27 protein-coding genes and 1 other annotated feature are annotated in these 25,400 nt (G+C 44.8%); of the genes, 21 read left to right on the forward strand and 6 right to left on the reverse strand.

Features of this window, described 5'->3' with window-relative positions:
- The first annotated feature begins 62 nt into the window (after positions 1-62).
- The 3 genes from D1B31_RS00505 to D1B31_RS00515 all read left to right on the forward strand — a co-directional run bounded on the left by D1B31_RS00505 (position 63) and on the right by D1B31_RS00515 (position 2,346).
- Positions 63-371, forward strand: a complete 309-nt coding sequence (locus D1B31_RS00505; RefSeq protein WP_118918800.1) for a metal-sulfur cluster assembly factor — start codon at positions 63-65, stop codon at positions 369-371.
- Positions 343-735 carry a sulfurtransferase-like selenium metabolism protein YedF gene (yedF, locus tag D1B31_RS00510; RefSeq protein WP_118918801.1) on the forward strand — a complete coding sequence of 131 codons (393 nt, stop codon included), beginning with the start codon at positions 343-345 and terminating at the stop codon, positions 733-735. The genes D1B31_RS00505 and yedF overlap by 29 nt, the downstream gene beginning before the upstream one ends.
- A gap of 453 nt (positions 736-1,188) precedes the next feature.
- Positions 1,189-2,346 carry a TIGR04053 family radical SAM/SPASM domain-containing protein gene (locus D1B31_RS00515; protein WP_240035096.1) on the forward strand — a complete coding sequence of 386 codons (1,158 nt, stop codon included), beginning with the start codon at positions 1,189-1,191 and terminating at the stop codon, positions 2,344-2,346.
- Between the two features lie 203 nt (positions 2,347-2,549).
- Here D1B31_RS00515 and D1B31_RS00520 read toward each other — a convergent pair whose 3' ends face one another.
- Positions 2,550-3,254, reverse strand: a complete 705-nt coding sequence (locus D1B31_RS00520) for a Crp/Fnr family transcriptional regulator (protein ID WP_118918802.1) — start codon at positions 3,252-3,254, stop codon at positions 2,550-2,552.
- 377 nt (positions 3,255-3,631) lie between these two features.
- Between D1B31_RS00520 and moaA the strand changes: the two genes are divergently transcribed.
- Positions 3,632-4,648 (forward strand): GTP 3',8-cyclase MoaA, encoded by a 1,017-nt coding sequence (gene moaA, locus D1B31_RS00525; RefSeq protein ID WP_118918803.1) that lies wholly within the window; start codon positions 3,632-3,634, stop codon positions 4,646-4,648.
- A gap of 140 nt (positions 4,649-4,788) precedes the next feature.
- On the opposite strand, the gene ric is transcribed toward moaA, so the two are convergent.
- Positions 4,789-5,484, reverse strand: a complete 696-nt coding sequence (ric, locus tag D1B31_RS00530) for an iron-sulfur cluster repair di-iron protein (protein ID WP_118918804.1) — start codon at positions 5,482-5,484, stop codon at positions 4,789-4,791.
- 228 nt (positions 5,485-5,712) lie between these two features.
- On the opposite strand from ric, the gene D1B31_RS00535 reads away from it, so the two are divergent.
- From D1B31_RS00535 to D1B31_RS00550, 4 genes are all read left to right on the forward strand, one after another.
- A complete protein-coding gene (locus D1B31_RS00535) occupies positions 5,713-6,978 on the forward strand; it encodes a molybdopterin molybdotransferase MoeA (RefSeq protein ID WP_118918805.1) in 1,266 nt (421 codons plus the stop codon).
- A complete protein-coding gene (gene mobB, locus D1B31_RS00540; RefSeq protein WP_118918806.1) occupies positions 6,966-7,478 on the forward strand; it encodes a molybdopterin-guanine dinucleotide biosynthesis protein B in 513 nt (170 codons plus the stop codon). Before D1B31_RS00535 ends, mobB begins: the two co-directional genes overlap by 13 nt.
- A 150-nt stretch (positions 7,479-7,628) precedes the next feature.
- On the forward strand, positions 7,629-8,054 hold the full coding sequence (locus D1B31_RS00545) for a respiratory nitrate reductase subunit gamma (protein ID WP_118918807.1): 426 nt from the start codon (positions 7,629-7,631) through the stop codon (positions 8,052-8,054).
- 135 nt (positions 8,055-8,189) lie between these two features.
- Entirely contained in the window at positions 8,190-8,912 is a 723-nt protein-coding gene (locus tag D1B31_RS00550) for a YwiC-like family protein (RefSeq protein ID WP_118918808.1), read from the forward strand.
- 58 nt (positions 8,913-8,970) lie between these two features.
- Here the strand turns inward: D1B31_RS00550 and D1B31_RS00555 are convergent, their stop codons facing one another.
- Positions 8,971-9,663: a Crp/Fnr family transcriptional regulator gene (locus D1B31_RS00555; RefSeq protein WP_118918809.1), complete on the reverse strand. Its 693-nt coding sequence runs from the start codon at positions 9,661-9,663 to the stop codon at positions 8,971-8,973.
- Between the two features lie 239 nt (positions 9,664-9,902).
- On the opposite strand from D1B31_RS00555, the gene D1B31_RS00560 reads away from it, so the two are divergent.
- Positions 9,903-10,082, forward strand: a complete 180-nt coding sequence (locus D1B31_RS00560) for a YjzC family protein (protein ID WP_118918810.1) — start codon at positions 9,903-9,905, stop codon at positions 10,080-10,082.
- A 325-nt stretch (positions 10,083-10,407) separates the two neighbouring features.
- Here the strand turns inward: D1B31_RS00560 and D1B31_RS00565 are convergent, their stop codons facing one another.
- A complete protein-coding gene (locus tag D1B31_RS00565; protein ID WP_118918811.1) occupies positions 10,408-10,590 on the reverse strand; it encodes a YjzD family protein in 183 nt (60 codons plus the stop codon).
- Positions 10,591-10,822: 232 nt separating this feature from the next.
- On the opposite strand from D1B31_RS00565, the gene D1B31_RS00570 reads away from it, so the two are divergent.
- Together D1B31_RS00570 and D1B31_RS00575 are read left to right on the forward strand one after the other, a co-directional pair.
- Positions 10,823-11,554, forward strand: a complete 732-nt coding sequence (locus D1B31_RS00570; protein WP_118918812.1) for a hydrolase — start codon at positions 10,823-10,825, stop codon at positions 11,552-11,554.
- A 145-nt stretch (positions 11,555-11,699) separates the two neighbouring features.
- On the forward strand, positions 11,700-12,299 hold the full coding sequence (locus tag D1B31_RS00575; RefSeq protein WP_204562965.1) for a hypothetical protein: 600 nt from the start codon (positions 11,700-11,702) through the stop codon (positions 12,297-12,299).
- Between the two features lie 16 nt (positions 12,300-12,315).
- On the opposite strand, the gene D1B31_RS00580 is transcribed toward D1B31_RS00575, so the two are convergent.
- Positions 12,316-12,579, reverse strand: coding sequence for a hypothetical protein (locus D1B31_RS00580; RefSeq protein WP_118918814.1), 264 nt, complete (start codon positions 12,577-12,579; stop codon positions 12,316-12,318).
- 190 nt (positions 12,580-12,769) lie between these two features.
- Between D1B31_RS00580 and D1B31_RS00585 the strand changes: the two genes are divergently transcribed.
- From D1B31_RS00585 to D1B31_RS00630, 10 genes are all read left to right on the forward strand, one after another.
- Positions 12,770-13,702, forward strand: a complete 933-nt coding sequence (locus D1B31_RS00585; protein ID WP_118918815.1) for a beta-ketoacyl-ACP synthase III — start codon at positions 12,770-12,772, stop codon at positions 13,700-13,702.
- A gap of 108 nt (positions 13,703-13,810) precedes the next feature.
- Positions 13,811-15,049: a beta-ketoacyl-ACP synthase II gene (gene fabF / locus D1B31_RS00590; protein ID WP_118918816.1), complete on the forward strand. Its 1,239-nt coding sequence runs from the start codon at positions 13,811-13,813 to the stop codon at positions 15,047-15,049.
- A gap of 336 nt (positions 15,050-15,385) precedes the next feature.
- On the forward strand, positions 15,386-16,174 hold the full coding sequence (locus tag D1B31_RS00595; protein WP_118918817.1) for a DUF2268 domain-containing putative Zn-dependent protease: 789 nt from the start codon (positions 15,386-15,388) through the stop codon (positions 16,172-16,174).
- A gap of 150 nt (positions 16,175-16,324) precedes the next feature.
- On the forward strand, positions 16,325-17,353 hold the full coding sequence (locus D1B31_RS00600) for an ABC transporter ATP-binding protein (RefSeq protein WP_118918818.1): 1,029 nt from the start codon (positions 16,325-16,327) through the stop codon (positions 17,351-17,353).
- A complete protein-coding gene (locus D1B31_RS00605; protein WP_118918819.1) occupies positions 17,350-18,363 on the forward strand; it encodes an ABC transporter ATP-binding protein in 1,014 nt (337 codons plus the stop codon). The genes D1B31_RS00600 and D1B31_RS00605 overlap by 4 nt, the downstream gene beginning before the upstream one ends.
- A 210-nt stretch (positions 18,364-18,573) precedes the next feature.
- Positions 18,574-20,298, forward strand: a complete 1,725-nt coding sequence (gene opp4A, locus D1B31_RS00610; RefSeq protein WP_118918820.1) for an oligopeptide ABC transporter substrate-binding protein — start codon at positions 18,574-18,576, stop codon at positions 20,296-20,298.
- 162 nt (positions 20,299-20,460) lie between these two features.
- Complete coding sequence (gene opp4B, locus D1B31_RS00615) at positions 20,461-21,426, forward strand: oligopeptide ABC transporter permease (RefSeq protein ID WP_118918821.1); 966 nt, start codon at positions 20,461-20,463, stop codon at positions 21,424-21,426.
- A 12-nt stretch (positions 21,427-21,438) separates the two neighbouring features.
- Complete coding sequence (gene opp4C, locus D1B31_RS00620) at positions 21,439-22,350, forward strand: oligopeptide ABC transporter permease (protein ID WP_118918822.1); 912 nt, start codon at positions 21,439-21,441, stop codon at positions 22,348-22,350.
- A 319-nt stretch (positions 22,351-22,669) separates the two neighbouring features.
- Positions 22,670-22,885, forward strand: coding sequence for a YuzI family membrane protein (locus tag D1B31_RS00625; RefSeq protein ID WP_118918823.1), 216 nt, complete (start codon positions 22,670-22,672; stop codon positions 22,883-22,885).
- A gap of 89 nt (positions 22,886-22,974) precedes the next feature.
- A complete protein-coding gene (locus tag D1B31_RS00630; protein ID WP_118918824.1) occupies positions 22,975-23,721 on the forward strand; it encodes a YjbA family protein in 747 nt (248 codons plus the stop codon).
- Positions 23,722-24,086: 365 nt separating this feature from the next.
- On the opposite strand, the gene trpS is transcribed toward D1B31_RS00630, so the two are convergent.
- Positions 24,087-25,079 (reverse strand): tryptophan--tRNA ligase, encoded by a 993-nt coding sequence (trpS, locus tag D1B31_RS00635; protein ID WP_118918825.1) that lies wholly within the window; start codon positions 25,077-25,079, stop codon positions 24,087-24,089.
- A 69-nt stretch (positions 25,080-25,148) separates the two neighbouring features.
- Positions 25,149-25,374 (reverse strand) — a binding site (T-box leader).
- Between the last annotated feature and the right edge of the window lie 26 nt (positions 25,375-25,400).

Genomic DNA, 25,400 nt, shown 5'->3' on the forward strand with positions numbered 1-25,400 from the left:
AAATCAACAACCAATTTTGAACACACTTTTTTGCAAAAAATATAATAGAAGGAGCGATTATGATGGATAAAGAACTAAAAGATAGCATGATGGGCGCATTGGAGCTTGTCATTGACCCGGAATTGGGCGTTGACATTGTCAACCTGGGACTTGTTTATGATGTGGAAATGGACGAGGAAGGCAAAGCACTTGTCACCATGACCCTAACCTCTATGGGCTGCCCGATGGCGGGAACCATCGTTGACCAGGTCAAGCGCGCGCTTGCCGATATCCCTGAAGTGAAAGATGTGGATGTCAACCTAACGTTTAACCCTCCATGGACAAAGGAAATGATGTCCCGCTATGCGAAAATTGCGCTCGGGGTCAGATAAGATAAAGTCATTGGAGGAGAGTATGTTGAAAAATAAAGTTATTCTCGCCAGTTCTACACAGCTTGGCAGGGGAGATGAACAGCTTGGTGAAAATGTTCTTGAAACCTTTTTTACTTTGCTGAAGCAGAGAGAAGACTTGCCCAAGGCTGTTTTTTGCATGAACTCGGGCGTCTATCTCATGACGGATGAATCTTTTGTATCGGTCCACCTTAAAGAGCTTGAGGAAAAAGGAGTCAACATCCTCGCCTGCAAAACCTGTGTTGACCATTACGGCCTCCAGGAGAAAATCACTGTGGGCGAAATCAGCACAATGGGCGACTTCATCAATCTCGCCGCCCAACACGAAGTACTCACCATATCCTAACAAACCGCAGCACTTTGGCCACTACTTTGCCAAAGTGCTGCTTTATTTTATGGGTTCATAGTGCTAGATGAGCACTTCATGACAAATTATCAGTCCACGATTATACATATGCCCGCAAAATGAAGACTTAGTGGACGAAGTGGAGCATTCAACGGTTCCTTCGGTCACTAAACGAAGACTTAGAGCTCGAAGCGCAGCAGGCAACCTGTCCTTCGGGCTCTAAACTGTTTTGTACACGGCCGATAAAATTATTTCGTGTTACGAATGAAGCACTGGAACCGTCCCCTGCTTCACTCTTAACCATATACGTACGTTACTTATATTATTTACATTCACAAATAAGTCATAGAAACTCTCTTATATGTGATGTACCTCACTTTTTGCTTTCCTTTGCAGCTCTATAATACTAGTTAACAAGGCTAGTGAGAGCCAGCCGTTTAGGAGGCGTTTTTTATGGCTTTTGACCCAGAGATGATGATGAAGAAGAATCCTTATGCGCGGGATTTTAATGAGAATCCGTTTATTGTGATTTGGGAGCTGACGAGGGCCTGCCAGTTGAAGTGCCTGCACTGCAGGGCTGAAGCACAGTATATGCGTGATCCGCGTGAGCTTTCTTTTGAAGAAGGAAAACAGTTGATTGACCAAATATATGACATGCAGAATCCGATGCTTGTTTTCACAGGCGGGGATCCATTGATGCGCAAGGATGTTTTTGACATTGCGAAGTATGCGGTTGAAAAGGGTGTTCGCGTTTCAATGACGCCAAGCGCAACGCCAAACGTGACAAAGGAAGCGATTGAAAAAGCGAAGGAAGTGGGATTGTCGCGCTGGGCATTCAGCCTGGATGGACCGACAGCTGAAATCCACGACCATTTCCGCGGAACGGCAGGTTCGTTTGATTTAACGCTTGAACGGATCAAATACTTGCATGAGCTTGAAATCCCAATCCAGATCAATACGGTTATTTCACGCTACAATATCGATTACCTCGAAGAAATGGCCAGTTTAATGGAAGAATTGGATTGTGTGCTATGGAGCGTATTTTTCCTTGTCCCTACAGGCCGGGGCCAGGAAAGTGATATGATTTCCCCTGTTCAGCATGAGCATGTGTTCCGCTGGCTGTACGATTTGAGCAAGCGTGTGAAGTTTGATATTAAAACAACTGCCGGCCAGCATTATCGCCGGGTGGTCATCCAGCAAAAAATGCGTGAAGCGAAGCAACAACAAGGTGAAATTGAGTATTTGAACGCATTGACCGCCCACGGGCTGACAGGTTCAATTGATGGGCTCGGCCGCGCGCCAATGGGCGTAAACGACGGCAATGGGTTCGTGTTCATTTCGCATATCGGCGATGTTTACCCAAGCGGCTTGCTGCCAATCAAGGCTGGCAATGTCAGGGAAACTCCGCTCGCTGAAATTTATCGTAACTCGCCAATCTTTAAGTCGCTCCGTAATCCGGATGAGTACAAGGGAAAATGCGGTGTTTGTGAATTCCGCCATGTGTGCGGAGGATCCCGTTCTAGAGCCTATGCAATGACAGGCGATTATCTTGAAAGTGAACCGTTCTGTGTGTATATCCCGAAAGCGCTGAGGGAGAAGCAAGTAAAGTAATTGGTCGTGTTTCAAGGGCAAGTTGGCAAAAAAACAGGCGGCCCTGCGCAACGGGCAGCCTGTTCATATAGAAGAAAGGCCGGAACTCAAAAAAGCTCCGGCCTGTTTTTTCGACTGATCTCAATCGCGGTTGGCAAGATAATAAGGATGTAAGAAGCCATCCTTTTCAGTAATCGCTGCCAATGCGCTTCCGCTTTTTAGTACTAATCAATGCTGCAATAAACGGCCGGGCAGTTTTCACAGCCGATTTCTTGTTTGAGGTATTCGAGGTTATGGACGGTGATTTTACCTTTTTTAATTGAAATCATTCCGTCACGCTTCAGTTCGCTCAAAATGCGGTTCGTGCTTTCCCTCGAGGTTCCGCAGAAGTTGGCGAGGTCCTGGTTCGTAAGCGGCAGGTCAATGAGAATGCCGTCGTTTTTATGGATGCCGTAGCTGTTGGTCATGCGAATCAAAGTTGAGAAAAGGGCGCCGCGCTTTCCGTTCAGCACGAGGTCACGGAATTTTGTCTGTGTTTTACGGAAGTGGTCGCTCATCCACTTCATGAATTCAAAGGCAAGCGCGCTGTTCTGGAAAATTTCCGTTTCGATGACCTCTTTCCGGATAGCTGCGACTTCCCCAGCCTCAAGGACTTTTGCGCTCAAGAGATACTTTGGATTGGAAGTGAAAAGAGTCAATTCACCGCAAATGTCATTTTCTCCGCAAATCCTTAGTGACAATTCACGGCCGTCGGAGGTAATCTTGCTGATTTGGACTTTGCCTGAAAGAATGATGTACAGTTCTTCAGCTTCCATTCCTTCCTGAAATAAAAAAGTACCGCGTTCTGATTTGAATGTTCTGTCGGCAAAATGCAAAAGTTCTTTTATTTCAATGGAGTGGGTTGGTTTCATTGTTTTCTCTGCTACCATTTAAGCCACCTCTTTATCATTAATGGGAATTACTGTCTGTCTGTGATTTTTGTTACTATTATTGTACTGCAGGCGCAAGTGTCAAAACTTCGTTAACAATGACAATATAGTGAAAACTAAGGTTAAGCTCATAGAATATGAACTTTCTATGAAAATTGACGATAGGCTGGGTGACTTTTGCCAAATGCCTTCAAATATGTGCTAGAATGTATAGAAATAACAATTAACAATATGGATATGTAGGTTATTGCTTTTTTAACTAGTAATGTGAGTAATGAAATGATGCATATTGGCGTGTTATGGAAACAGCCGGTTTTTGTAGGTTCCTTACCTCTGGAAGTGGTGGTTGCCATATCCTGAATATGGGAGTTGATACTATGGAAAAGTCCATTATTAAAGATAAGTTAAACAGGCCGCTGAGGGATTTGAGGATTTCGGTTATTGACCGCTGCAATTTCCGCTGCCAATACTGCATGCCTGCAGATAAATTTGGGCCAGACTTTGTATTTTTGCCGAGGAGTGCCCTATTAACATATGAAGAAATTGAAAGAGTGGCGAAAGTTTTTGTCGAACTTGGCGTCGAGAAAATTCGCCTGACTGGCGGTGAGCCGCTTCTACGCAAGGATTTGCCGATTCTTGTTGAAATGCTTTCGAAGATCGAAGGGCTGAGCGACATCGGCCTAACGACAAACGGTGTGCTTTTGCCGAAATTTGCCGATCAGCTAAAAGCGGCAGGCTTGATGAGGGTGAATGTGTCTCTCGATACGCTTGATGACGAGCTTTTCGGACAGATTAACGGACGGAACGTCGGCACGAAGCCAGTCCTTGACGGCATTGCCGCAGCTAGGAAGGCTGGGCTTGGCGTGAAGGTCAATATGGTTGTCAAAAAGGGCCTTAATGATCATGAAATTCTTCCGATGGCGGAGTACTGCAAGGAAAATGGCCTCCAGCTTCGGTACATTGAATATATGGATGTCGGCAGCACGAATGGCTGGAAAATGGACGATGTTGTAACGAAGAAACAGATTTACGATCTGTTGAAGGAAAAGTACGAGCTGGAGGCTGTCGGGCCCGCTTACTACGGTGAGGTGGCCAAGCTGTATCGTTATAAAGGGACTGACATGGAAGTCGGGTTTATTACATCTGTTTCCGAGTCGTTCTGCTCAAGCTGTACACGCTCGCGCTTATCAGCAAACGGCCAGCTGTTTACGTGTTTGTTTAATGGCAACGGCCATGACATCCGCAACTTCATGCGGAATGGTGCGACAGATGAGGAGCTTGCCGAGCGCGTCACGTCGATTTGGGAAGGGCGCCGGGACCGTTATTCCGATGAGCGGACCGAGGAAACCGCCGCTACCCGCAAGAAAATTGAAATGTCCTATATTGGCGGATAATGAATACAAAGAGGCTGTTCCGAATTGACCGGGCAGCCTTTTGTTTTGTCAAGCGCTCAGGCTAAATTGCCTAAGCTTCATGCCAAAAAGCCTGCCAGCATGGAGCCGGCAGGCCGTAACTAAATCACCATAAATGTCTATTAGAAATACCTAGGGAACAGAATGTTGTTCTCAAGATGCACGTGCATGAATGTTTGTGCTTCAAGCATTTCCAGGCGCTTATAGACGAGGCGGTACGTTCCGCACGCATCGGCTGGAGGAATAAAGTCGGATGTGATGTCACGAAGCTGCTTCAGGATTGCGCCAGCATGGTCGTGCTCGGCCTCTAATTCCTTAATGTAGTTGAGCGCCCCATCGCGATCTTCAACGGTGTTGTCGTCAAGTTGCTTGATTAATGGGAAGACAGTTTCTTCTTCTTTTGCGACATGCTCAAGCATTTCTTTTTTTAGCTCATAATAGAGCTCATACACTTTCAAAAGCTCAGGGCGATGGCCGCCGTGGACGCGGGAAACCTTTGTAACATATGGGCTCAGGTTTAAAAATTCCTCGCGGAGCGGGTTGTGGTATTCGCTGATGACATGGTCGATAATTGTATTGGAATCGGAATCGATCCATACTTTCATATCGTCTTCGCCATTGCTGCTCTTTTCAATAACCTCGGTCAAGTTTGCCATGAGAACGCCCAGGTCGACGCCGCCTGTCGCGGCTGCCTCTGCAATCGGAGTGGCGCCGCCGCAGCAGAAGTCGATTCGGACACTTTTAAATACATCAGCTGTTTTCGGGAAGTCATTGACGAGATCTCTGACGAGTGTTTGTTCTGAATAAGTTTTAAGCATTGTTATATATCCTCCTTGTTAAAGGTAATAATCTCTTCTTACCTCTTAGGATAAACCATCCACAAATGAAAGATGGTGACCTGCATCACACTTGAGAATATTTTTCAATGAAGACATTCTTTAGCCAAAAATTGTCCACAATTCACAATTTGCCAATAAATCGGGTTTCAGCTACCCTTATAAGGGAGAAGGAAACCCTATACAGTCGATTCTGCGGGAGATGATAAGATGCTGGAAATGAGGAAGCCAATCTCTATTGGCGAAGCGGTACAACGGATTATGGATTGGAAACGAACGGGTCAAACCGAACGGATATCCATTAATGATAGCTATGGAAGATTTTTATCGGAGGATTTAATTGCCACAAGCGATGTCCCTCATTTTACAAGGGCACCCTATGATGGATTCGCGGTTCGGTCGATTGATTCACAGGAGGCCGGGCTGAACAATCCGGTCGAATTTGAGGTCATTGACCATATCGGTGCAGGACAAACCACGTCGAAGGTCCTTGGCGAAAAGCAGGCTGTAAGAATCATGACTGGGGCAATGATGCCTGAAGGAGCCGACGCGGTCATGATGCTTGAGTTGGTGAAAACATCCGAGCGTGATGGCAAAAACTATATGACGATTAAGCGGAAAATCAAAAAAGGGGAAAATGTCTCCTTCCGGGCCGAGGATGCGAAACAAGGTGAGGTTCTCGTTAAAAAAGGAACGCTGATCAATCCGGGTATACAGGCGATGCTCGCGACTTTTGGTTATGGGGAAGTTCCTGTTGCAAAAAAGCCGATCGTTGGCCTATATGCGACCGGAACCGAGTTGCTTGATGTCAATGATCCGCTTGTTCCCGGCAAAATCCGCAATAGCAATTCCTATATGATTGCTGCCCAGATAGAGCGGGCCGGAGGAGAAGTAAACTATTTCGGCACCCTTCCCGATGATTTCGATACATGCTTTGATGCGATAAGAAATGCCCTTGCGAAAGTGGATATGCTCGTGACGACAGGCGGGGTGTCTGTAGGAGACTTTGATTATCTGCCGGCTATTTATGAAAAGCTTGGCGCCGAAGTGTTATTCAATAAAGTGGCAATGAGGCCGGGCAGTGTCACCACGGTGGCCCAATTTGAAGGGAAGCTTCTTTTCGGCCTTTCGGGAAATCCTTCCGCCTGCTACGTCGGTTTTGAACTCTTTACACGGCCGGTCATCCGGACAATGCTATGCTCGAACAAGCCGCATCTCCGCAAGGAAAGAGCAGTCCTTGACACCGATTTTCCGAAAGCCAATCCGTTTGCCCGGTTTGTCCGCAGCACGACATTCTTTCAAGATGGGAGGCTGATGGCAACGCCAAGCGGACTTGATAAATCCAATATTGTTATGAGCCTTGCAGGTGCAAACTCACTCATGATCCTTCCAGGCGGGACGAGAGGCTTTGAAGCAGGAAGGGAAGTAGACGTGCTCCTGCTAGAAGACCAGGAAGGAAGCGAATGGCCGTGGTAAGGCCATTCATTTTTCAGATTGTCGGCTTTCAAAACAGTGGGAAAACGACTTTGTCTGAATCTCTTATTACAATCTTTAAAGAAGCCGGCCTGAAGGTGTCATCTATTAAGCACCATGGCCATGGCGGAAAACCGGAAGTGCATGAACAAAAAGATTCAGCCCGCCACTTGTCTGCAGGAGCTGAAGCGGTACTGGTTGAAGGTGGAGGCCGGCTCCTGATCCATTCCGAGAAAGAGGAGTGGACCCTGGAAGAACAGTTGGCTATGTTGTCCGCTTTTTATCCAGATGTCATCTTAATAGAAGGACATAAAAATGCAGCCTACCCGAAAATCGTCCTTCTGCGAAATGAACAGGATGAAATCCTTTTGCAGCAACTGGAAAACATACTCGCTCTGGCCTATTGGCAAAACAAGCCGGAAACCAGCTATCCGGCCTTCCCAATAACAGGCAGTCACACAGCACCAAAACTTGTCGAACTACTAAAAGGACACCTATCATAGGCGTCCTTTTTTAGTGCCGTTTGACGATTGCCCAGCAACTTAACAACCCGGATTGTATAAAAACCTTGTGAAAAGTTACTTTTGTCACTGAATTGTCACGATTACTTCGTTAAAATGATAAATGGTTGTGAAGAGTGAGGAGTGATTTGAGTGGGATTGTTTCATTGGTTTGCCTGGCTCGTCTATCCGTATACAGTAACTGCAGTTTTAGGCATGGGAATCGTATGGCAATATGATTCACCGGACAGGTTTGAAGAAATACAAATGAAATCAGGTCTCATTTTAAATAGAGTTGTAAAACTCCTTTGGCTCTTTACGACTTTGACAGGGATTGGGCTGATTGCTTTTTACCGTTCCACAGACGAATTGCCGAACATGTTTGAATGGCTGATTGGCTTTCTCCATTTTAATCCCGATTTAACTTTGCTGAAACATGCCTCTGTTTTGCTGCAAGTCCACTTAATGCTCTTATTTACTTTTTTGTTATTTTTCTCGTTCACGAAATACGTTTCAATTATGTTTAAACCAATCCATATACTGAAAGCGCTTAACAGACGGAAAGCGAAGATTCGCTAAAAGCTCTTTTTTTGCAAAAACCAACTTGTTGCCAATTCTGACACTTTTCTTCTATATTAATGTGATGCATTTCACACTATGTGCAGATGGTTTCCACTATAGTGATGGTAAGATGCTAACAGAGAGGTGTTAAGAATGAAATTATTTATGCCGAAGCAGCACGGTGCGTGGGCGATGGTCATCATTCCATTCTGGCTGGGAGTCGTTTCAGGCGGTTTTGTTTGGGAGCACATTCCGTTCTTCTTTGGATGGCTGCTGCTTTATTTAGCCACTTATCCAATGCTGCTCCTTTTTAAGAAAAAGAAGTTGCAGTTTCATGTGAAATGGTCACTGATTTATCTTGTCCCGGCAATCTTGCTTTTGCTGTTCCCACTTTTCGAACGGCCATCCGTCGCCTGGTTTGGCGTTATGATGATTCCGTTTTTTGTGATTAATGCTTACTTTTCTGCACAAAATAAAGACCGTGCCATAATGAACGATTTTTGCGCGATCTTTGCATTCTCCCTCGCCGGGATTGCCAGTGCTTACTTGGCCGCAGGCAGTGTGACGAAGGAAGCAGCCCTTGTCTTTATCGTTTCATCCCTATTCTTTATCGGCAGTACCTTCTTTGTCAAATCCATGATCCGGGAAAAGAAAAACGCGAATTTTAAATGGCTTTCATGGGTATTTCATGTCATTAATCCCGTTCTGTGGCTAATCTTCGGCCAATGGATTGTTGCCCTCGCCTTTGTCCCAAGTGCCTTCAGAGCAATTTACTATTACGGAAAAGGGCTGACACCAAAGCAAATCGGAATATATGAAATCATCAACTCAGCACTCTTTTTTATCATGATTGTTACCCATCTAGTCCTAAACTAGGCGACGCACATAGAAAAAATTAAGCCTGCCAGGCATGCCCGGCAGGCTTTACGATTCGTCAATCGATATTGCAGATTTCTTTCGGGCAGTTTTCGCAGTCAATTTCCCTTTTCAAATAGGCGAGCTGGTGAATTGTGATAATGCCCTTGTTAATTGAAATGACTCCCTTTTTCCTTAAATCACCGAGAAGCCGGTTTACAACTTCCCTGGAAGTCCCGCAGAAGTTCGCCACTTCCTGATTTGTCAGAAGAAGGTCGATCATGATGCCTTGACTCGTCTTGACCCCATAACTATTTGCCATGCGGATTAGCGTAGAATATAGGGCGCCTTTTTTGCCATGAAGAACGAGGTCACGGAACTTCGTTTGTGTTTTCCGGTAATGCTGGCTCATCCATTTCATGAATTCCAACGCTAAAACACTGTCATGCGCAAGCTTGGCTTCGAGTTCGTCTTTCATGATGACAGCGACTTCACCGCTTTCAACGACTTTTGCACTTAATAAGTTCCTGGGAGTTGCGCAAAAGATATTCAACTCGCCAATCAAATCTCCCTCGGAGCAAATCCTCAAGGTCAATTCCCTGCCATCAGGGATGATTTTGCTGACCTGAATTAATCCGCTTAACAAGACATAAATTTCCCGTGAAGGAGATCCTTCTTGGAAAAGAAAATGTCCCTTTTCAACCTTTTGAATATGATGGGTATGCTTTAACAATTCTGTTAATTTTGCCGGTGTTCCTGCTAATGATTGCATGGTTGCCACCTACCTTTTTCAGCTGATATGTAAGGCGCTTGTAAGATATTACTATTATTATATTGCTAAAGGAGGAAAAAAACTATAAAACCATGTGAATATTCATACAATAGTCACATTCGACAAACATTTCCTTCTAGCTCCTTGCGGTTATTTTTGCTAAAAATTGCTCCTTATCAAGTTTGCTTGAACGGTGAAAAGTATAGAGGAAAGAATCAATTGAAAGAGGAGTGAGTAGGATGGGCCAGAATCATCAGTTCAAACCGGGGCAAAAAGCACCGAATAATGGAACATATATCGAGATTGGTGACACGGGGAGCCCCGTCATGAATCCACGGAAACTGTATTTAAAAAAAGGGCAGCCGTTTCCGGAAGCATCCAATCATGAAAGAATTTGGGCATACACAAGAAAACCTTAAAATTATGGATTTTATATTTTTTTGCGTTGATTGAAACGGAGGGCACCGACTCCGGCGGGATGCAGCGGCAAGGTGGAGACCCCACAGGCGCTAAAGCGCCGAGGAGGCTCCACTGACGCCCCGCGGAAAGCGTGTGCCCGGAGTGCAAATCAACTGCAATTTTAACAGAACGTATCGCTATCCAATAAAGAATTTTGAGGTTGAACACATCCCAGGTAGGGTAAATGGAGAAAAAACGGGAAATGAATTATAATCTATGTATACGGGCTGCTTTTTAGGCCAAGAAAAAAGGTCATCCGGTAAGGATGGCCTTTACTAAATGGTTTTAATGCTGATCAGCCGAGTCATTTGGAAGAATGGCCGGAGCAATCAGAATCAATATCGTCGCCAGCACCCCCAATAAAGCCGCGACTTTGTAATCAAAATTAGCACCGATCATTGAAGTTACCACATAACTAAGCATTTCCACTAAAAGCAAAACCCAAAAGAAAGTCCAAAAATATCGCATTTCAGTCACCTCAACCTATATTCTCTCATTTTATCTTACCATATAGACAAAAAAGAAGAAATGCAAAACCGAAGCTCAAAGCCTAAAATGTGACAAGCGCTTATTATTTTGCCGGCAGGTGATCGAAGGAAACGGAATGGCAAGTTTCACACGGTTTTGGCGAAAGTCCCTATTTCATTATTTGTGAGCATACATACAATAATAGTGGAGAATGGCAGAAGGAGTTTTTTGTATGGAGAACAGGAATTTTCAGCTTGAAGGCCAGTGGAGTGCCGTTTACTACCCGGAGAAGCCTACAGGGTTTGGGGTGATCATTTTTGGGGATGAACGGCACTATGTAGATGAAAGGACAAGTTTCTGGAGTCAAAATGCCGGCAAGCGGCAAATTGTAACCGATTTGAAGGAAGCCGGCTATACACTGTTCACCTCCAATTTTTACGGGAAAAACTGGGGGGCTGAAAATGCTGTACGGCTAGCTTCCACCCTGTATGAATTCGTAATGAAAAATGAAATATTGAACAGAAGGATCCACATTCTGGCAGAAGGGATGGGAACACTTGCCGCACTTGCCTTTGCAAAAGAAATGAACAGCCAAATACGTTCGATTGTCCTGCTCAACCCAATTCTTTCAATCAAGCACCATTTGGAGCAGGAAAAGGAGAATAAGTTTTTTTACAGGAAAATCACGAGGGAAATTGCACATGCTTATGAAATAAAAATGGAAACAGCCGAAAAGGAAATTGCCTGCTTGAAAGAACCAGTTCTGGATCTATCTATTCCTATTATGGTCGTTCATATTCTTTCAGGTGGAAGAAGCTATAGCCATGCAAGGACGAGCAAAAACATTCTTTCTTCCTCGAGAACGAAACCATCAATCAGCGAAATGTATGTCATGCCTGAGAAGGCAGGTCAACTTGGAGGGGATATTGTCAGGTTCATGTCGAGATATGAAAAGAACCTCTAAAAGGAGGTTCGGGGGGAATATGCTGCTGGCTCTGGCATAGGATACAGTGAGACTGGCGAGATGGGGGCGATGAACCATCGGAAAAGCAATCATCATTGGTGCATTTGAATTGCTTGGCTTCCGGATTTGCAAAAGGCTGCTTGAAATGGGATATGAAGTTATAGGCATCTCACCAAATGAACAATCAGACCCAACCGAAGAGGAAATGCTTTTGGAAATTGGACGGAATAGCAATTTTGCAAAAATGAGCCTGAATACACTTGGAAATAGAGATTTTAAAGGAGAAGTTTTAATTTATTCCTTCTTCGATTTTTACCTGGCCGGGAAGGAATACCTACTAAAGGAAAATGGCGATTTGCACGTAATTTGCGAAAAACTTTTTAGCGATAATTGCGCAGAAAGGATTGTTCTTTTGCTGCCAAAGGAAATGGAAAAGCAAGAAAAACGCGTAGGAATAGAAGCGTTTGCGTGTGCAGTCCTCCCTGAAACAGAAAAAACTAAAAATATTTTAATCATATATATGCCGCTTGATGTCAGTCAGATTGAGACGCAATCGAGTGGGCGGGAAAAAATAGGCTTGGAAAAGGGAATGGGTGGCGAGGAAACGGTTAAGGAAAATACTCTGAAGATGTTGAACTTAGCTGAAGCTGCCGATTGGATAGCTGAGGCAATTGAAAGGGAGGAAGATGGCATCTGGCGGCTCGAGAGAGGAAGGAGAGCCAGCAGAGCTATAAACGAAAGGTAGCTGCCTGAAGTGGCAGCTACCTTTTTTTCAAGACTTGTTGAATATATGGATATACCTCGGCAACGACCGGCTTTAGCTTATCCGCTATATCCGCGAGACTATCGATGACCTCCATTAACAAAACATAATCTATTTGCTCCAGCGCAGGATCTATTCCTTCCTTCGAAGGTTCGTGCGATTTATGATTGTCCAGAGTTTCGCTACTTCTCCGGTTTCCAAACATCATTCTCGTGAATGAATCCTGTCCTTTTCGATCCATGCTGTGAAGGTTATCATCCATCCGCCGTCACTCCTTTCTATCATCACTCATTCCTACTATATGATGGAAAACTGAAAATGGTTGTAAGGAGTTATAGGCTTTCCGGCAAATAACTGTTGCAAAAGCCCTTTTCTATTTGATAAAATTAGTACCAAGTCATAATATTAGATAATAAGAGAAATTTATTATTAATAATAAGGAGTTGGCCGCCATGCGAGCTGGCATAATTGGATTAGGAAAGTATGTACCAGAAAATGTAGTAACCAATTTTGACCTTGAAAAAAGGATGGATACATCGGATGAATGGATCCGGACCCGGACTGGGATTGAAGAACGGAGGCTTGCCAGGGAAAATGAGGATACCTCCGACATGGCTTATAAGGCTGCTTTAAATGCAATTGAAAATGCGGGCATCACTCCAGCTGACCTAGACATGATCATAGTGGCAACCGTCACCCCTGACAGGCCGTTTCCCACCGTGTCATGCATGCTCCAGGAAAAGCTGGGCGCTGTAAATGCTGCCGCAATGGATCTTAGTGCAGCATGTGCGGGATTCATGTATGGCATCGTGACCGGCAAACAGTTTATTGAAACCGGCGTTTATAAAAACGTCCTAGTAGTAGGCGTTGAAAAGCTTTCGAAAATTGTTGACTGGAGCGACCGGAATACAGCTGTCCTGTTCGGCGACGGTGCTGGCGCGGTTGTCCTCGGCCAGGTATCCCCGGAGAAAGGTGTCCTTTCATTTGAGTTGGGAGCGGACGGCACTGGCGGAAAGCATCTTTATCAAGATGAACACCTCATTATGAACGGTCGGGAAGTCTTTAAGTTTGCGGTCCGACAAATGGGTGAAAGCAGCGTGAATGTACTTCAAAAGGCAGGCTTGACAAAGGATGATGTCGATTTCCTCGTTCCCCATCAGGCAAATATCCGAATCATCGAAGCGTCGCGCCAGAGGCTTGAATTGCCTGTAGAAAAGGTATCCTATACAATTAGTAAGTATGGAAATACATCTGCGGCTTCTATCCCAATTTCATTAGTGGAAGAAGTAGAAGCAGGTAAAATCAAGGACGGCGATGTAATAGTCCTTGTTGGCTTCGGCGCGGGACTTACTTGGGGAGCCATTGCGATTCGCTGGGGAAGATAATAATTTGAAAAAGAACGAACCTTTTTGGCAGATGCTAGGAGCAATGCCGTAAAAAATACTTGCAAACGAACGGAAATCATTTTTCAGGAAAAAAGGAGTTGGCTTTGCGTGACAAAACGTAGGGTAGTTGTAACAGGAGTTGGAGCAGTAACGCCGCTTGGCAATGATGTTGAAACGGCTTGGAAAAACATTGTGGCCGGGAAATCCGGAATTGGGCCGCTGACACGGATTAATGCGGATGAATATCCTGTAAAAGTTGCAGCCCAAATCAATGACTTCGATCCAGAAGTGTATATGGAAAAAAAAGAAGCGAGGAAGATGGACCGGTTCACTCAGTATGCCGTTGCCGCTTCACTCATGGCTGTAAAAGATTCGGGTCTGGCAATTGTAGACGAAAATGCCCACAGGGTTGGCGTGTGGATTGGATCTGGAATCGGTGGAATGGAAACGTTCGAGCAACAGTTTGAAGTGTTCCAGAAGAGAGGCTATAGAAGGGTTAGCCCGTTCTTCGTACCAATGATGATACCAGACATGGCAGCGGGACAGGTTTCAATCAGGCTTGGTGCAAAAGGGTTCAATTCCTGCACAGTGACAGCTTGTGCGACCGGAACAAATTCAATTGGCGATGCATTTAAAGTCATTCAGCGCGGTGATGCCGATGCCATGATAACCGGAGGGACTGAGGCTCCAATTACAAGAATGGCGGTTGCTGGTTTCTGCGCGAATACTGCGCTTTCAACGAATCCGGATCCTGCTACAGCGAGCAGGCCTTTTGACAAAAATCGTGATGGATTTGTCATGGGGGAAGGTGCTGGGATTGTTGTTCTGGAGGAACTTGAACACGCTAAGGCACGCGGAGCTAAAATTTATGCCGAAATAGTTGGCTATGCCGCGACAGGCGATGCTTACCATATCACGGCGCCGGCTCCAGGCGGGGAAGGCGGCGTCAGGGCGATGAGAATGGCGATTGAAGATGCTGATCTTAAGCCGGAAGAAGTCGATTATATCAACGCCCACGGCACGAGTACGGATTATAATGACCGTTTTGAAACACTTGCCATCAAGGAAGTGTTTGGAAGCCATGCTTATAAGCTGGCTATCAGCTCGACAAAATCAATGACTGGCCACCTTCTTGGGGCAGCTGGTGGCGTGGAGGCCATCTTTACAGTTCTTGCGATGAGAGACTCTATCCTTCCGCCAACGATTAATTATGAGACACCAGATCCAGAGTGTGATCTTGACTATGTGCCGAACACTGCGAGAAACAGTGAAATCAAAGCGGCAATCAGCAATTCGCTCGGCTTTGGCGGACATAATGCGACACTTGCTTTCAAAAAATACGAGTAGAATACGATAAAATGGCGAATGATGCCGTATTTAAGGAGCAGCCCGTGCATAAATATGCGGGCTGTTTTTTTGTGACTTAATTAAACGGTGGAATATAGGCTATGTTTATCTACGTTGATTGGAGCGGAGGGGACCGACTCCTGCGGGATGATGCGGCAGGGTGGTGACCCCACAGGCGCTTTTAGCGCCGAGGAGGCCCCACTGACGCCCCGCGGAAAGCGTGTCCCCGAAGTGGAAATCAACAAACAGGTTAACATGTCCAACAATTAAAATGGTGACTTCTTTAGCAGTTCCTTCATAGGATGGTAAAGGGATTGTGAAAGGGGGATTTGTTTTTTGGGAATTGTTCGGACGGATGAGTGGCTTGTAAAGGATTGGTATCGGCCCGAAGCTTTGTGTGAAAGACTGCAAAGTCATTTTAAGGGGAAGAGTCCAAGGGATATTTACCAAGAGCTTTTGCATTTCGGCATGTTCAGAAGGCACATGGTCAATGAGACAGAGATGAGAAATTTCATAAAAACTGATTTATGGGAGAATGCCGGCAAGATATTGAATCAGTACACGGAAAAGTGGCATGGACCCGATCTTCCAGTGTTTATTTTCCCCGCGGCAAAAAAAGGTTCCTTTTTTCACAGAGGTGAACCCCAAAAATCTGGAGTATCCTATCCGGACAAGCTGTTCCTGTTCTTGCCTGAATCGATAAATGAAAAAGAATTGGAGGCGCTTTTTGTCCACGAGTACCATCATACGTGCAGGATGGCAGCACTAGGGAAACTGGCCGAAGAAAACACACTGCTTGAATCGATGATTATGGAAGGGTTGGCTGAATATGCTGTCTTTCACGAGTGTGGACCCGAATATCTTGGCGAATGGTGCACACTTTATGGAGAGGAGGGGTTAGGAAAGTTTTGGAAACAGTTATTGCGCAATAATCTTAATAAGAAAAAAACGGATAAAATACACAATCTTCTTCTTTATGGAGGGAAGGGAGTCCCACGGCTTTTGGGCTATAGTTATGGCTTTTATCTAGTAGATACCTATTATAAACGGAAAGATTTTTTCATCAAAAGCTCTTTTGAAATCAGTGCCAAACCCTTTGTTTTAACAGAAAAACACACTAACTAGACGGAAAATCCCTTCCTAAAGGGCTTTTCCTATTTTTTTATCAGTTGGGAGAAAAAAGTAAAAAAGCCTTGCAATTGTAACAAATTTGTAATAGTATTTTATTAAAATATATTGAATTACCAGAATAATTGAAAAGTAAGAGGGTGTCGTATGAGCACAAAAAAATTTCAACAAAGCGCTGCACCATTACTAGAAGTAAAAAACTTGGAGACTGCTTTTGATATCGATGGGGCTTACTATAATGCTGTTGACAATGTTTCGTTTTCAGTAAAGCCACGTCAGATTGTCGGGGTTGTGGGAGAGTCTGGCTGCGGAAAGTCAGTTATGAGCCTTTCGATTATGCAGCTTTTGCCAAAAGGAATCGGCAAAATTCGAGCCGGGGAAATCATTTTCGATGGAATACATATAGAACAGTTGAACGAAAACCAGATTAATAAAATCAGAGGCAAGGATATGTCAATGATTTTCCAGGAGCCAATGACATCGTTGAATCCAGTGTTCACAATCGGATCACAAATTCAGGAAGTGCTTTTGAACCATCAGAAAATCAGTAAAAAAGATGCGCGGCAAAAAGCGATCTCCCTTCTGAAAAGTGTCGGCATTTCCAGGCCGGAGAGAATCGTTGATGAATATCCGCACCAGCTTTCCGGGGGGATGAGGCAGCGGGTCATGATCGCAATCGCAATCGCATGCCAGCCAAAGCTTCTGATCGCGGACGAACCGACAACTGCGCTTGATGTAACTGTACAAGCCCAAATTCTTGAACTGATTAAAGAGATTCAGGAAGTCAACGACATGTCGGTCATCTTGATCACCCACGACCTTGGCGTTGTTGCTGAAATGTGCGACGAGGTTATCGTCATGTACGCTGGAAGGATTGTTGAACACACAGATGCGGAAACACTTTTTTATAATCCGAAGCACCCGTATACAACCTTACTAATGGGAGCCATCCCGAAAATGGAGGAAGAAACCGATCGCCTGAGTTCCATCCAGGGAATCGTCCCTTCCATTACGAACATGAAAAAGACAGGCTGCAGATTTGCCAACCGTTGCCCAATGGCCATGCCAGAGTGCCAAACGGTCACCCCAATCCTGGCTGACAGCGGCGACGGCCACAAGGTTGCCTGCCTGCTCTTTGAATCCAGCAGGCCGAAGGAAGGAGTGACGGGCCGATGAGCAGAACAGCCGCAGCTGAATCAAATAAAAACAATACCGTTTCCAGTGGTGAAAACCTATTGGAAATTAAGAATCTTAAAACCTATTATCCTGTCAAAGGCGGATTCTTTCGCAGGACTATCGGGAACGTAAAAGCGGTCGATGATATTTCCTTTGAAATTAAAAAAGGAGAAACGCTTGGATTGGTGGGGGAATCCGGCTGCGGAAAGTCAACTGCCGGACGCACGATCCTGAGGCTGCTTCGCCCTACGGCCGGAAAGATTATCTTTGATGGCAAAGACATTACGAGTGTCAGTGGAAAGACGCTGCGTGAAATTCGCCAGGATCTTCAAATGGTTTTCCAGGACCCATATGCCTCGTTGAATCCGATGCAGATGGTCGGTGATATCATAGCCGAACCAATTTACAACTATATGAACAAGCCGAAGGAAGAACTGAAAAAAGAAGTTATGGATCTACTTGAAAAAGTTGGCCTTCCCGAGGATGCCTATTACAAATATGCACATGAATTTTCCGGAGGGCAGAGACAGCGAATTGGCATTGCCAGGGCTTTAGCCTTGAGGCCGAAGCTTATCATCGCAGATGAACCAGTCTCGGCCCTTGACGTTTCGGTCCAGTCACAGGTCCTGAATCTACTTAAGGACCTTCAGGAAGAGTTCGACCTTACATTCTTGTTTATTGCTCACGATTTAAGTGTCGTGAAACATATGAGCGACCGGATCGGGGTTATGTACCTGGGAAATATGGTAGAGATTGCGGATAAGGACAGTTTGTATGCCGAGCCGCTCCATCCTTACACCCAGGCATTAATTTCTGCTATTCCTTCTCCCGATCCTAGGAAAAAGAAGGAGCGGATTATTCTCACTGGCGATGTTCCAAGCCCCTTGAATCCTCCATCCGGCTGCCCTTTCCATCCGCGCTGCCCGATGGCAATGGAGGAATGTTCAGTTACAAAGCCGGAATTAAAGGAGGTGAAGCCTTCGCACAGTGTGGCATGCCATCTTTATTAAATGAGAGAAGCCGCGTAAAAAAACTGTGTGTAACTTTATAAGGAAGTCAGAACAAAGGCTCCCGTATGGAGCAATAATTTTCTAAGTAAAGAGATACCACTCTTTTACTTTATAAAGGCATGGTGAGTGTCAAGGCATCCGCCATGTTTTTGAAAAACGTCCTAATACACCTGGACGAAAGCACACCAATACTTATATGGGGGGAACACAATGAAGAAAAGTTGGTTATGGCTGTCAGCTCTTGTACTAGTTTTATCTATGTTCTTAGCTGCATGCAGCGGCGGCGGTGAAAAAGCAGGCACTGACAACAACAAAAAAGGTGGAGACGGAGGAAAGAAGGAAGAAGCAGCAGATAAGCCACAGGATGGCGGAACGCTTGTTTACTCGCTTGACTCCGAGCCTGAAGGGAAGTTCAACATCAACTTCTACGGAACCCAGACAGATTTTTATGTCCTCGATTTCTTCGATGAGAACCTAATTCAATATGATAAGGAGCTAAAGGCGCAGCCGTATATCGCTTCTTGGGAAACGAACGACAATAAGGTTTACAAGTTCAAGCTTAAAGAAGGCGTTAAATGGCATAATGGCGAAGAACTAACCGTTCATGACTGGGAATTCGCGATCAAGGTTCTTGCTGACAAGGACTATGATGGTCCTCGTTATGTCAACGTACAGACCGTTGAAGGCGTACCTGCCTACAAAGATGGCAAAGCGGATTCCATCTCCGGAATTAAAATTGTTGACGACTACAACATGGAAGTTACTTTTGACAAAGCACGCGTGAATAACCTTGAAAACTTCTGGACGTATGCCATGTCCCGCAAAGAATTTGAAGGTGTGGCGGTAAAAGACATGATGGCTTCTGAGCAAGTCCGCACGAAGCCGGTCGGCCTTGGACCATTCAAAGTTACCAAAGTTGTCCCAGGTGAGTCAGTTGAGCTTGAGCGCTTTGATGACTATTTCCAAGGAAAGCCGCATATCGAGAAAGTTGTCATGAAAGTAATCGATCCATCCCTGACTGTTGGTGAACTTCAAAACGGCACACTTGATATGACTTCTTTCCACCCAAGCATTGTGGAACAAGTAGAAGCAATTGATAATGTAGAAGTTGTGAAATACCCAGGCCTTTCTTACTACTATGTTGGTTTCAAACTGGGCAACTGGGATGGCAAGAAAAACGTCATGAACGAGCCTAAGTACCAGGATAAAGAGCTCCGCAAGGCAATGTATCATGCAATCAACCGCGAAGAGTGGGTGAAGGCATTCTTCTTCGGAGTCGGTAAGCCGGTTAACCGCCCAATCCCGACAAACCACTGGATCGCGGCTGACAACGCCGACCTTGAGCAATTTGAATACGATCCTGAAAAAGCCAAGAAAATTCTTGAAGATGCAGGCTGGAAGGATGTTGACGGTGACGGATTCCGTGAAGATCCAAATGGCAAGCCATTTGTTGTGAACTTTGCACACTATGCAACTCAAAACCCAACTTTTGAAGCACGCGCGAAAGCGTTGACGCAGTATTGGGAAGATATCGGCCTGAAGTCCAAGCTGACGATGACAGATGCTGGCCTTTACTATGACATGCTTGAAAAGTCTGACAAGAAGATGGAAGTATTCTTCGGCGGCTGGTCTACTGGAACAGATCCGGATCCATCCGGCCTGTGGAGATCTGATGCCCTTTGGAACTACCCTCGCTGGGTTAGCGAAAAGAGCGACAAACTTCTTGATGACGCACTTGATATGAGTGTAGTCGGAACGGATACAGATAAGCGTAAAGACCTTTACGTTGAATGGCAGAAGCACTTCATGGATGAGCTTCCTGCACTTCCAATCGCTGAGCTTGAAGAAATTGTTGCACTTAACAAGCGCGTCCAAGGCGTTGAGTATGATGTTTCCGGCTCCAACCGCCCACATGAGTGGTGGATTAAGCAGTAAAATGTGAACTTCCAACAGCGGGGAAGCCCCCGCTGTTGGTTTGATTCATTTCATCTTGCAGATTTCATTTCTGCTGTTTCACAGTTTTGTGAAGGAGTAATCTCTCCTTTAAAGTGAAGTAAAAGCAGCAGCCAAGACGCAGTAAAGGTAAGGAGAATGCATATGTTGAAGTATTCACTCCGAAGATTGTTGGGCATGCTCCCAATGTTGCTCCTTATCTCCATTGTGGTGTTCACCCTGGCGAAGCTAATGCCGGGCGACTCCCTCAGTGGAGAAATTGACCCAAATAACACCGATCCCCAGTATATTGAAGAAATGCGGCAAAAGATGGGATACTATGACCCGGTGCCTGTTCAGTACTATAACTGGATTTCAAAATTTGCCCAGGGGGACTTCGGAAAATCAACGAGATATAAAATTCAGGTTTCGGATGTAATTCTTGAAAAACTGCCGAACACCCTTATGCTTGGTGGCACTTCAATTTTGATTACATACATTCTTGCGTTCATTATGGGGACATATGCCGGAAGGAAGCCATATTCACTCGCGGATAACCTGATCGGCGGCTTCAACTATGCGGGACTTTCGATCCCTTCGTTTGTTGCGGCGGTATTCGCCATTTATATCTTTTCCTTTAAGTTGAACTGGTTCCCATCGAATGGATCAGTCGATATTACAATCACACAAGGTACCCTTGACTGGTACTTGAGCAAGCTGCATCACGTCATTCTTCCGGCGTTGGTTCTAGGTGCTTTAAGTACCGCGAGTTACACCCAGTTTTTACGGAATGATATTATTGATAACAGCCGAAAAGACTTTGTACGAACAGCCAGGGCAAAAGGAACGCCTGAGAGCCGTATTTATAACGTTCATATTTTGCGCAACTCCATTATCCCGCTCATTACCTACCTGGGTTTTGATATTGTCGCAATCATCAGCGGGGCAATTATTACAGAAACGATCTTTACCTATCCCGGAATCGGCAAGTTATTCCTCGAGTCTGTAGGTACGAGGGATTATCCCGTCATGATGGCACTGACCATGTTCTTTTCATTGATGACCTTGGTTGGTAACCTTATAGCGGATATATTGTATGGCGTAGTCGATCCGCGAATCAGGCTGGATTAGGGGGGACAGATAATGGAAATCGTAACTCAAAAAGACACAGAACTAAACTCCGGGCCTCCAAGGAGAAGCTTATCTCCAATGGCGCTCGCCAGGAAAAAATTCCTGAAAAACAAATTGGCAATGGTCAGCCTGGTTTTCCTGGTCATTGTGGCTGTCCTTTCCTTTCTTGCTCCATACATCACAACAACCGACATAACCAGGATTAACATCGGGCAAATGTCTCTAAAACCTTCTGCGGACCATTGGCTCGGTACGGATAAGAGCGGAAGGGATGTCTTTACAAGGCTCCTCTATGGAGGGCGGATCTCTTTAATGGTTGGCCTTTCGTGTACGTTCTTCGTCATTTTGATAGGTACAATCATTGGTTCAATCGCCGGCTATTTCGGAGGTACGGTTGATAGCCTTTTGATGAGGTTCACAGACTTTATCCTGAACTTCCCGTTCCTCGTCTTTGTTATCGTTCTAAATACAATCTTGTTTGGAATCGTTTCCGGAGTCTGGGTACTAGTCGGAACAATTAGCTTGCTTTACTGGGGAAGTGTCGCGAGGATTGTTCGGAGTAAAATCCTAGCGGAAAAGGAAAATGAGTATATCATTGCGGCAGTGTCAATTGGATGTTCCCCTTATAAAGTCATAACTAAACATCTTTTGCCAAACGTCATGTCTACAATCATTGTCCAGGCAACCATCCTATTTGCAAGCATGATTGTCATCGAGTCGGCACTAAGCTATCTTGGCTTTGGTGTTCCACAGGAAGTTCCGAGCTGGGGAAATATGCTTTCATCGGCAAATGAACCGGATGTATTGCAGGGCAAGCCATGGATCTGGGTCCCGCCGGCATTGATCATTACGACAACCATTCTATCGATCAACTTCATAGGGGAAGGCTTGAAAGACGCATTCAACCCTAAATCCCGAAGATAAAAATCTACCACCCAAAATGGTAGATTTTTTTGTATGACTATTAAACCTTTTTTTCCTTCGCTGTTGTCACTCACCGATGGTTTGCGTTACAACCAAACGGTTTTTTCCCTTGTTGTTGTCACTCAACCGTAGTTTGCGTGACAACCAGGCCGGTTTTTCCCTCGTTGTTGTCACTCATCCAGCCTTTGCTTTATTATATTGAATTTAAAAATTAATGTCAGGAAAGTCTGAAAGGAAAAACATATTTAGCATGAAAACACATATAAATGAAACAAGAATGGACAAGGTGGGGCATGAAAGATGAAGCGGGGCAGTGAAGATGGCTATTAGGGCATTTTTTCTTCTAATAGGATTTGGACTTTCCGTATCCGGCGGAATTAGCTTAATAGCCTATCTAAATGTTTTTTCTGCCGGAATGGGACCCGTTGATTATTTTCATTTTGTTACTGAAAAACCAGAATGTTGTTTTTTTCCCGTTGGTGTGGGAATTATTTTTTTAAGCATTTACCTCCCTGGACAAATTGGAGAAGAATGATGGGAATTCCACTTTCATTTAAGGAATAATTTAACTTATGACTGCCTATACTGAGTGACAAATGGATTCTTGAAGTGAGGGGTCGGATGATGTTATATCTTCATGATGTCTGGGTCAACTGGTTTGAAGGGGAAGAAAACGGCTATAATGTTTGCCACTTTCATGAATGGAGAAAAGATGACGGAGTGGAATTGCTCGATCAGGCTCCGCTTTTAAAGGTGGAACCAGTATTGTTCCATTACATCGAAAACGATTTAGCGCCTCTGCCTCAACAGCTTATGGATGATATTTATCAAAAGGCATATATTCGCAAAAATCATGAAAGAATTCAGCTTGAATACTGTTTTATTATTTGTGATGGACAGGAAATACTCGCAGTGGATACAATCGGCTATAACATACCGGTCAGAAAGAGCCGTCTTATTCCGAGGCAGGAGCAGCTTGTTTACGAAATGCTGGAAAATCATGAAACGTCTATTTATAAGTTTAAGGCAGGATACGATGATAAAGAGTTTCATCTTTTATCGCCGGAACCTGAGCTTATGACGGGGCTTACAAGGAAGGAACGACAGCTCAAACAGCTTTTATTTATGGCGCTGGATCAACTGCAATCAATCGGCAATGAAGCAGAAGTCCGATATTGGTACACTGAATGGTGCCCGGAGAATTATACCGTCATTCAGAAGTTGGACTTTGAGGAAGCTTGGCGGCAATTATATGCGAACATTAAGTCAGGGTGGAGCAAAAGGCACGAAAGTTTTTGCGAAAACCTGATTAAAGGCCAGCCTTTTTTTGAGAAATTGTGGGAAATGGAGCATGGGCCAAAGGTTAATTGAAAAAACAAAAGCGGAAGCGCCTTCGGGACAGGAAAAAACCGCCTGTCCCTGCGAGGATTATTCCAGAGAGCTTTCCTTAGTGGTCAGCCCCGACAAGCTTAAGACGAGTCCCGTAGGACACTGAATGGCATCACGGAATTCGCCCACGCACGAAGGAAATGCGAGCATTTCCGAGGACGGGCCTGCCCTCCGAAGGGAATAGGCTTAAGACCTCGAGGGGCTAGGCACTGAAGCTAGATGAAGTCATGCTTGGTAAATGAGTTTTCAAATTATAGAAATCCGAAGTTTCCCAAAAATAAAAAAAGGCATTCACCTTAAAATGCGGTGAATGCCTTTTTAAGTTCAAGACGCCAAGCGAGCTGTTTTTACTTTCTGCGTTTCCTGCCCAGACCCATCGCATTTTCCATTTTCTTGAGCATTTTTGAAGCAGTTCGATTCGCTTTTTCGGCTCCTTGATCGAGAATATCGTCGAGTTCTGTCGAATCCATTAATTCATGATAACGATCCTGAATTGGCTTAAGAGCTCCGATAACGACCTGAGCCAAGTCACCTTTAAACTCACCGTATCCTTTTCCGACATAAGCCTCTTCAATTTCCTGTATAGTCTTTCCGCCAAGAATGGAGTAAATCGTCAATAGGTTAGAAACCCCAGGCTTATTTTCCTGATCGAAGCGCACAGTGCCTTCAGAGTCCGTAATAGCACTTTTTATTTTCTTTTCGATAACCTTTGGTTCATCCAGGATAGAAATAAAAGATTTAGCGTTAGGGTCGGATTTGCTCATCTTTTTCAATGGCTCCTGCAGGGACATAATTCTCGCCCCGACTTTAGGAATACGTACTTCTGGAATTGTGAATATTTCGCCATACCGGTTGTTGAAACGTTCTGCTAGGTCCCTTGTAAGCTCGAGATGCTGCTTTTGATCATCTCCTACAGGCACCAGGTCGGTATTGTATAACAGAATATCCGCGACCATTAATGGAGGATAGGTAAGCAGCCCGGCTGAAACAGCATCCTTACCGGCAGATTTATCTTTGAATTGCGTCATCCTTTCGAGTTCACCTATATACGAAATACACTGCATCATCCATCCAGCCTGGGTATGAGCTGGGACTTCGGATTGAATGAAGAGAGTAGCCCGCTCAGGGTCAAGTCCGACTGCGAGATAAAGAGCTGCAAGGCTGCGGATATTTTTTCTCAGTTCAAGGCGATCCTGTGGGACAGTTATGGCATGCTGGTCTACGATACAGAAATAACAATTATATTCTTCTTGGAGTTCTACGAATTGCTTCAAGGCTCCAATATAGTTACCGAGCGTGAGTGTACCGCTTGGCTGGATGCCTGAAAAAATTGTTTTCATACTAATGTGCCTCCTTCTTTTATAAAAATTACATAGCTTAAACGAAAAAAAGACCATTCATCCCCAATGAATAGGGACGAATGGTCCGCGGTGCCACCCTAATTGCTGAAAAGCCTCTTTCCCTCATAAATAAAAGAGGGGTGCCAAAATAACGCCTGGCATGCGCCGGAACATACTATTAATTCCTTCCCGGGGCTCGGAAGCCCATTCCTGCATGCCGGTTGTTTGTTTTCACCTGCCACAAACTCTCTGGAAACCGATAGCAAACAGTACTCTTCTTCCTCAAAGCCTATTCATTTTGATTGTAGTAATAAAATACAT

Origin of the sequence: Neobacillus notoginsengisoli (assembly GCF_003515685.1) — a bacterium.
GTDB lineage: Bacteria > Bacillota > Bacilli > Bacillales > Cytobacillaceae > Bacillus_D > Bacillus_D notoginsengisoli.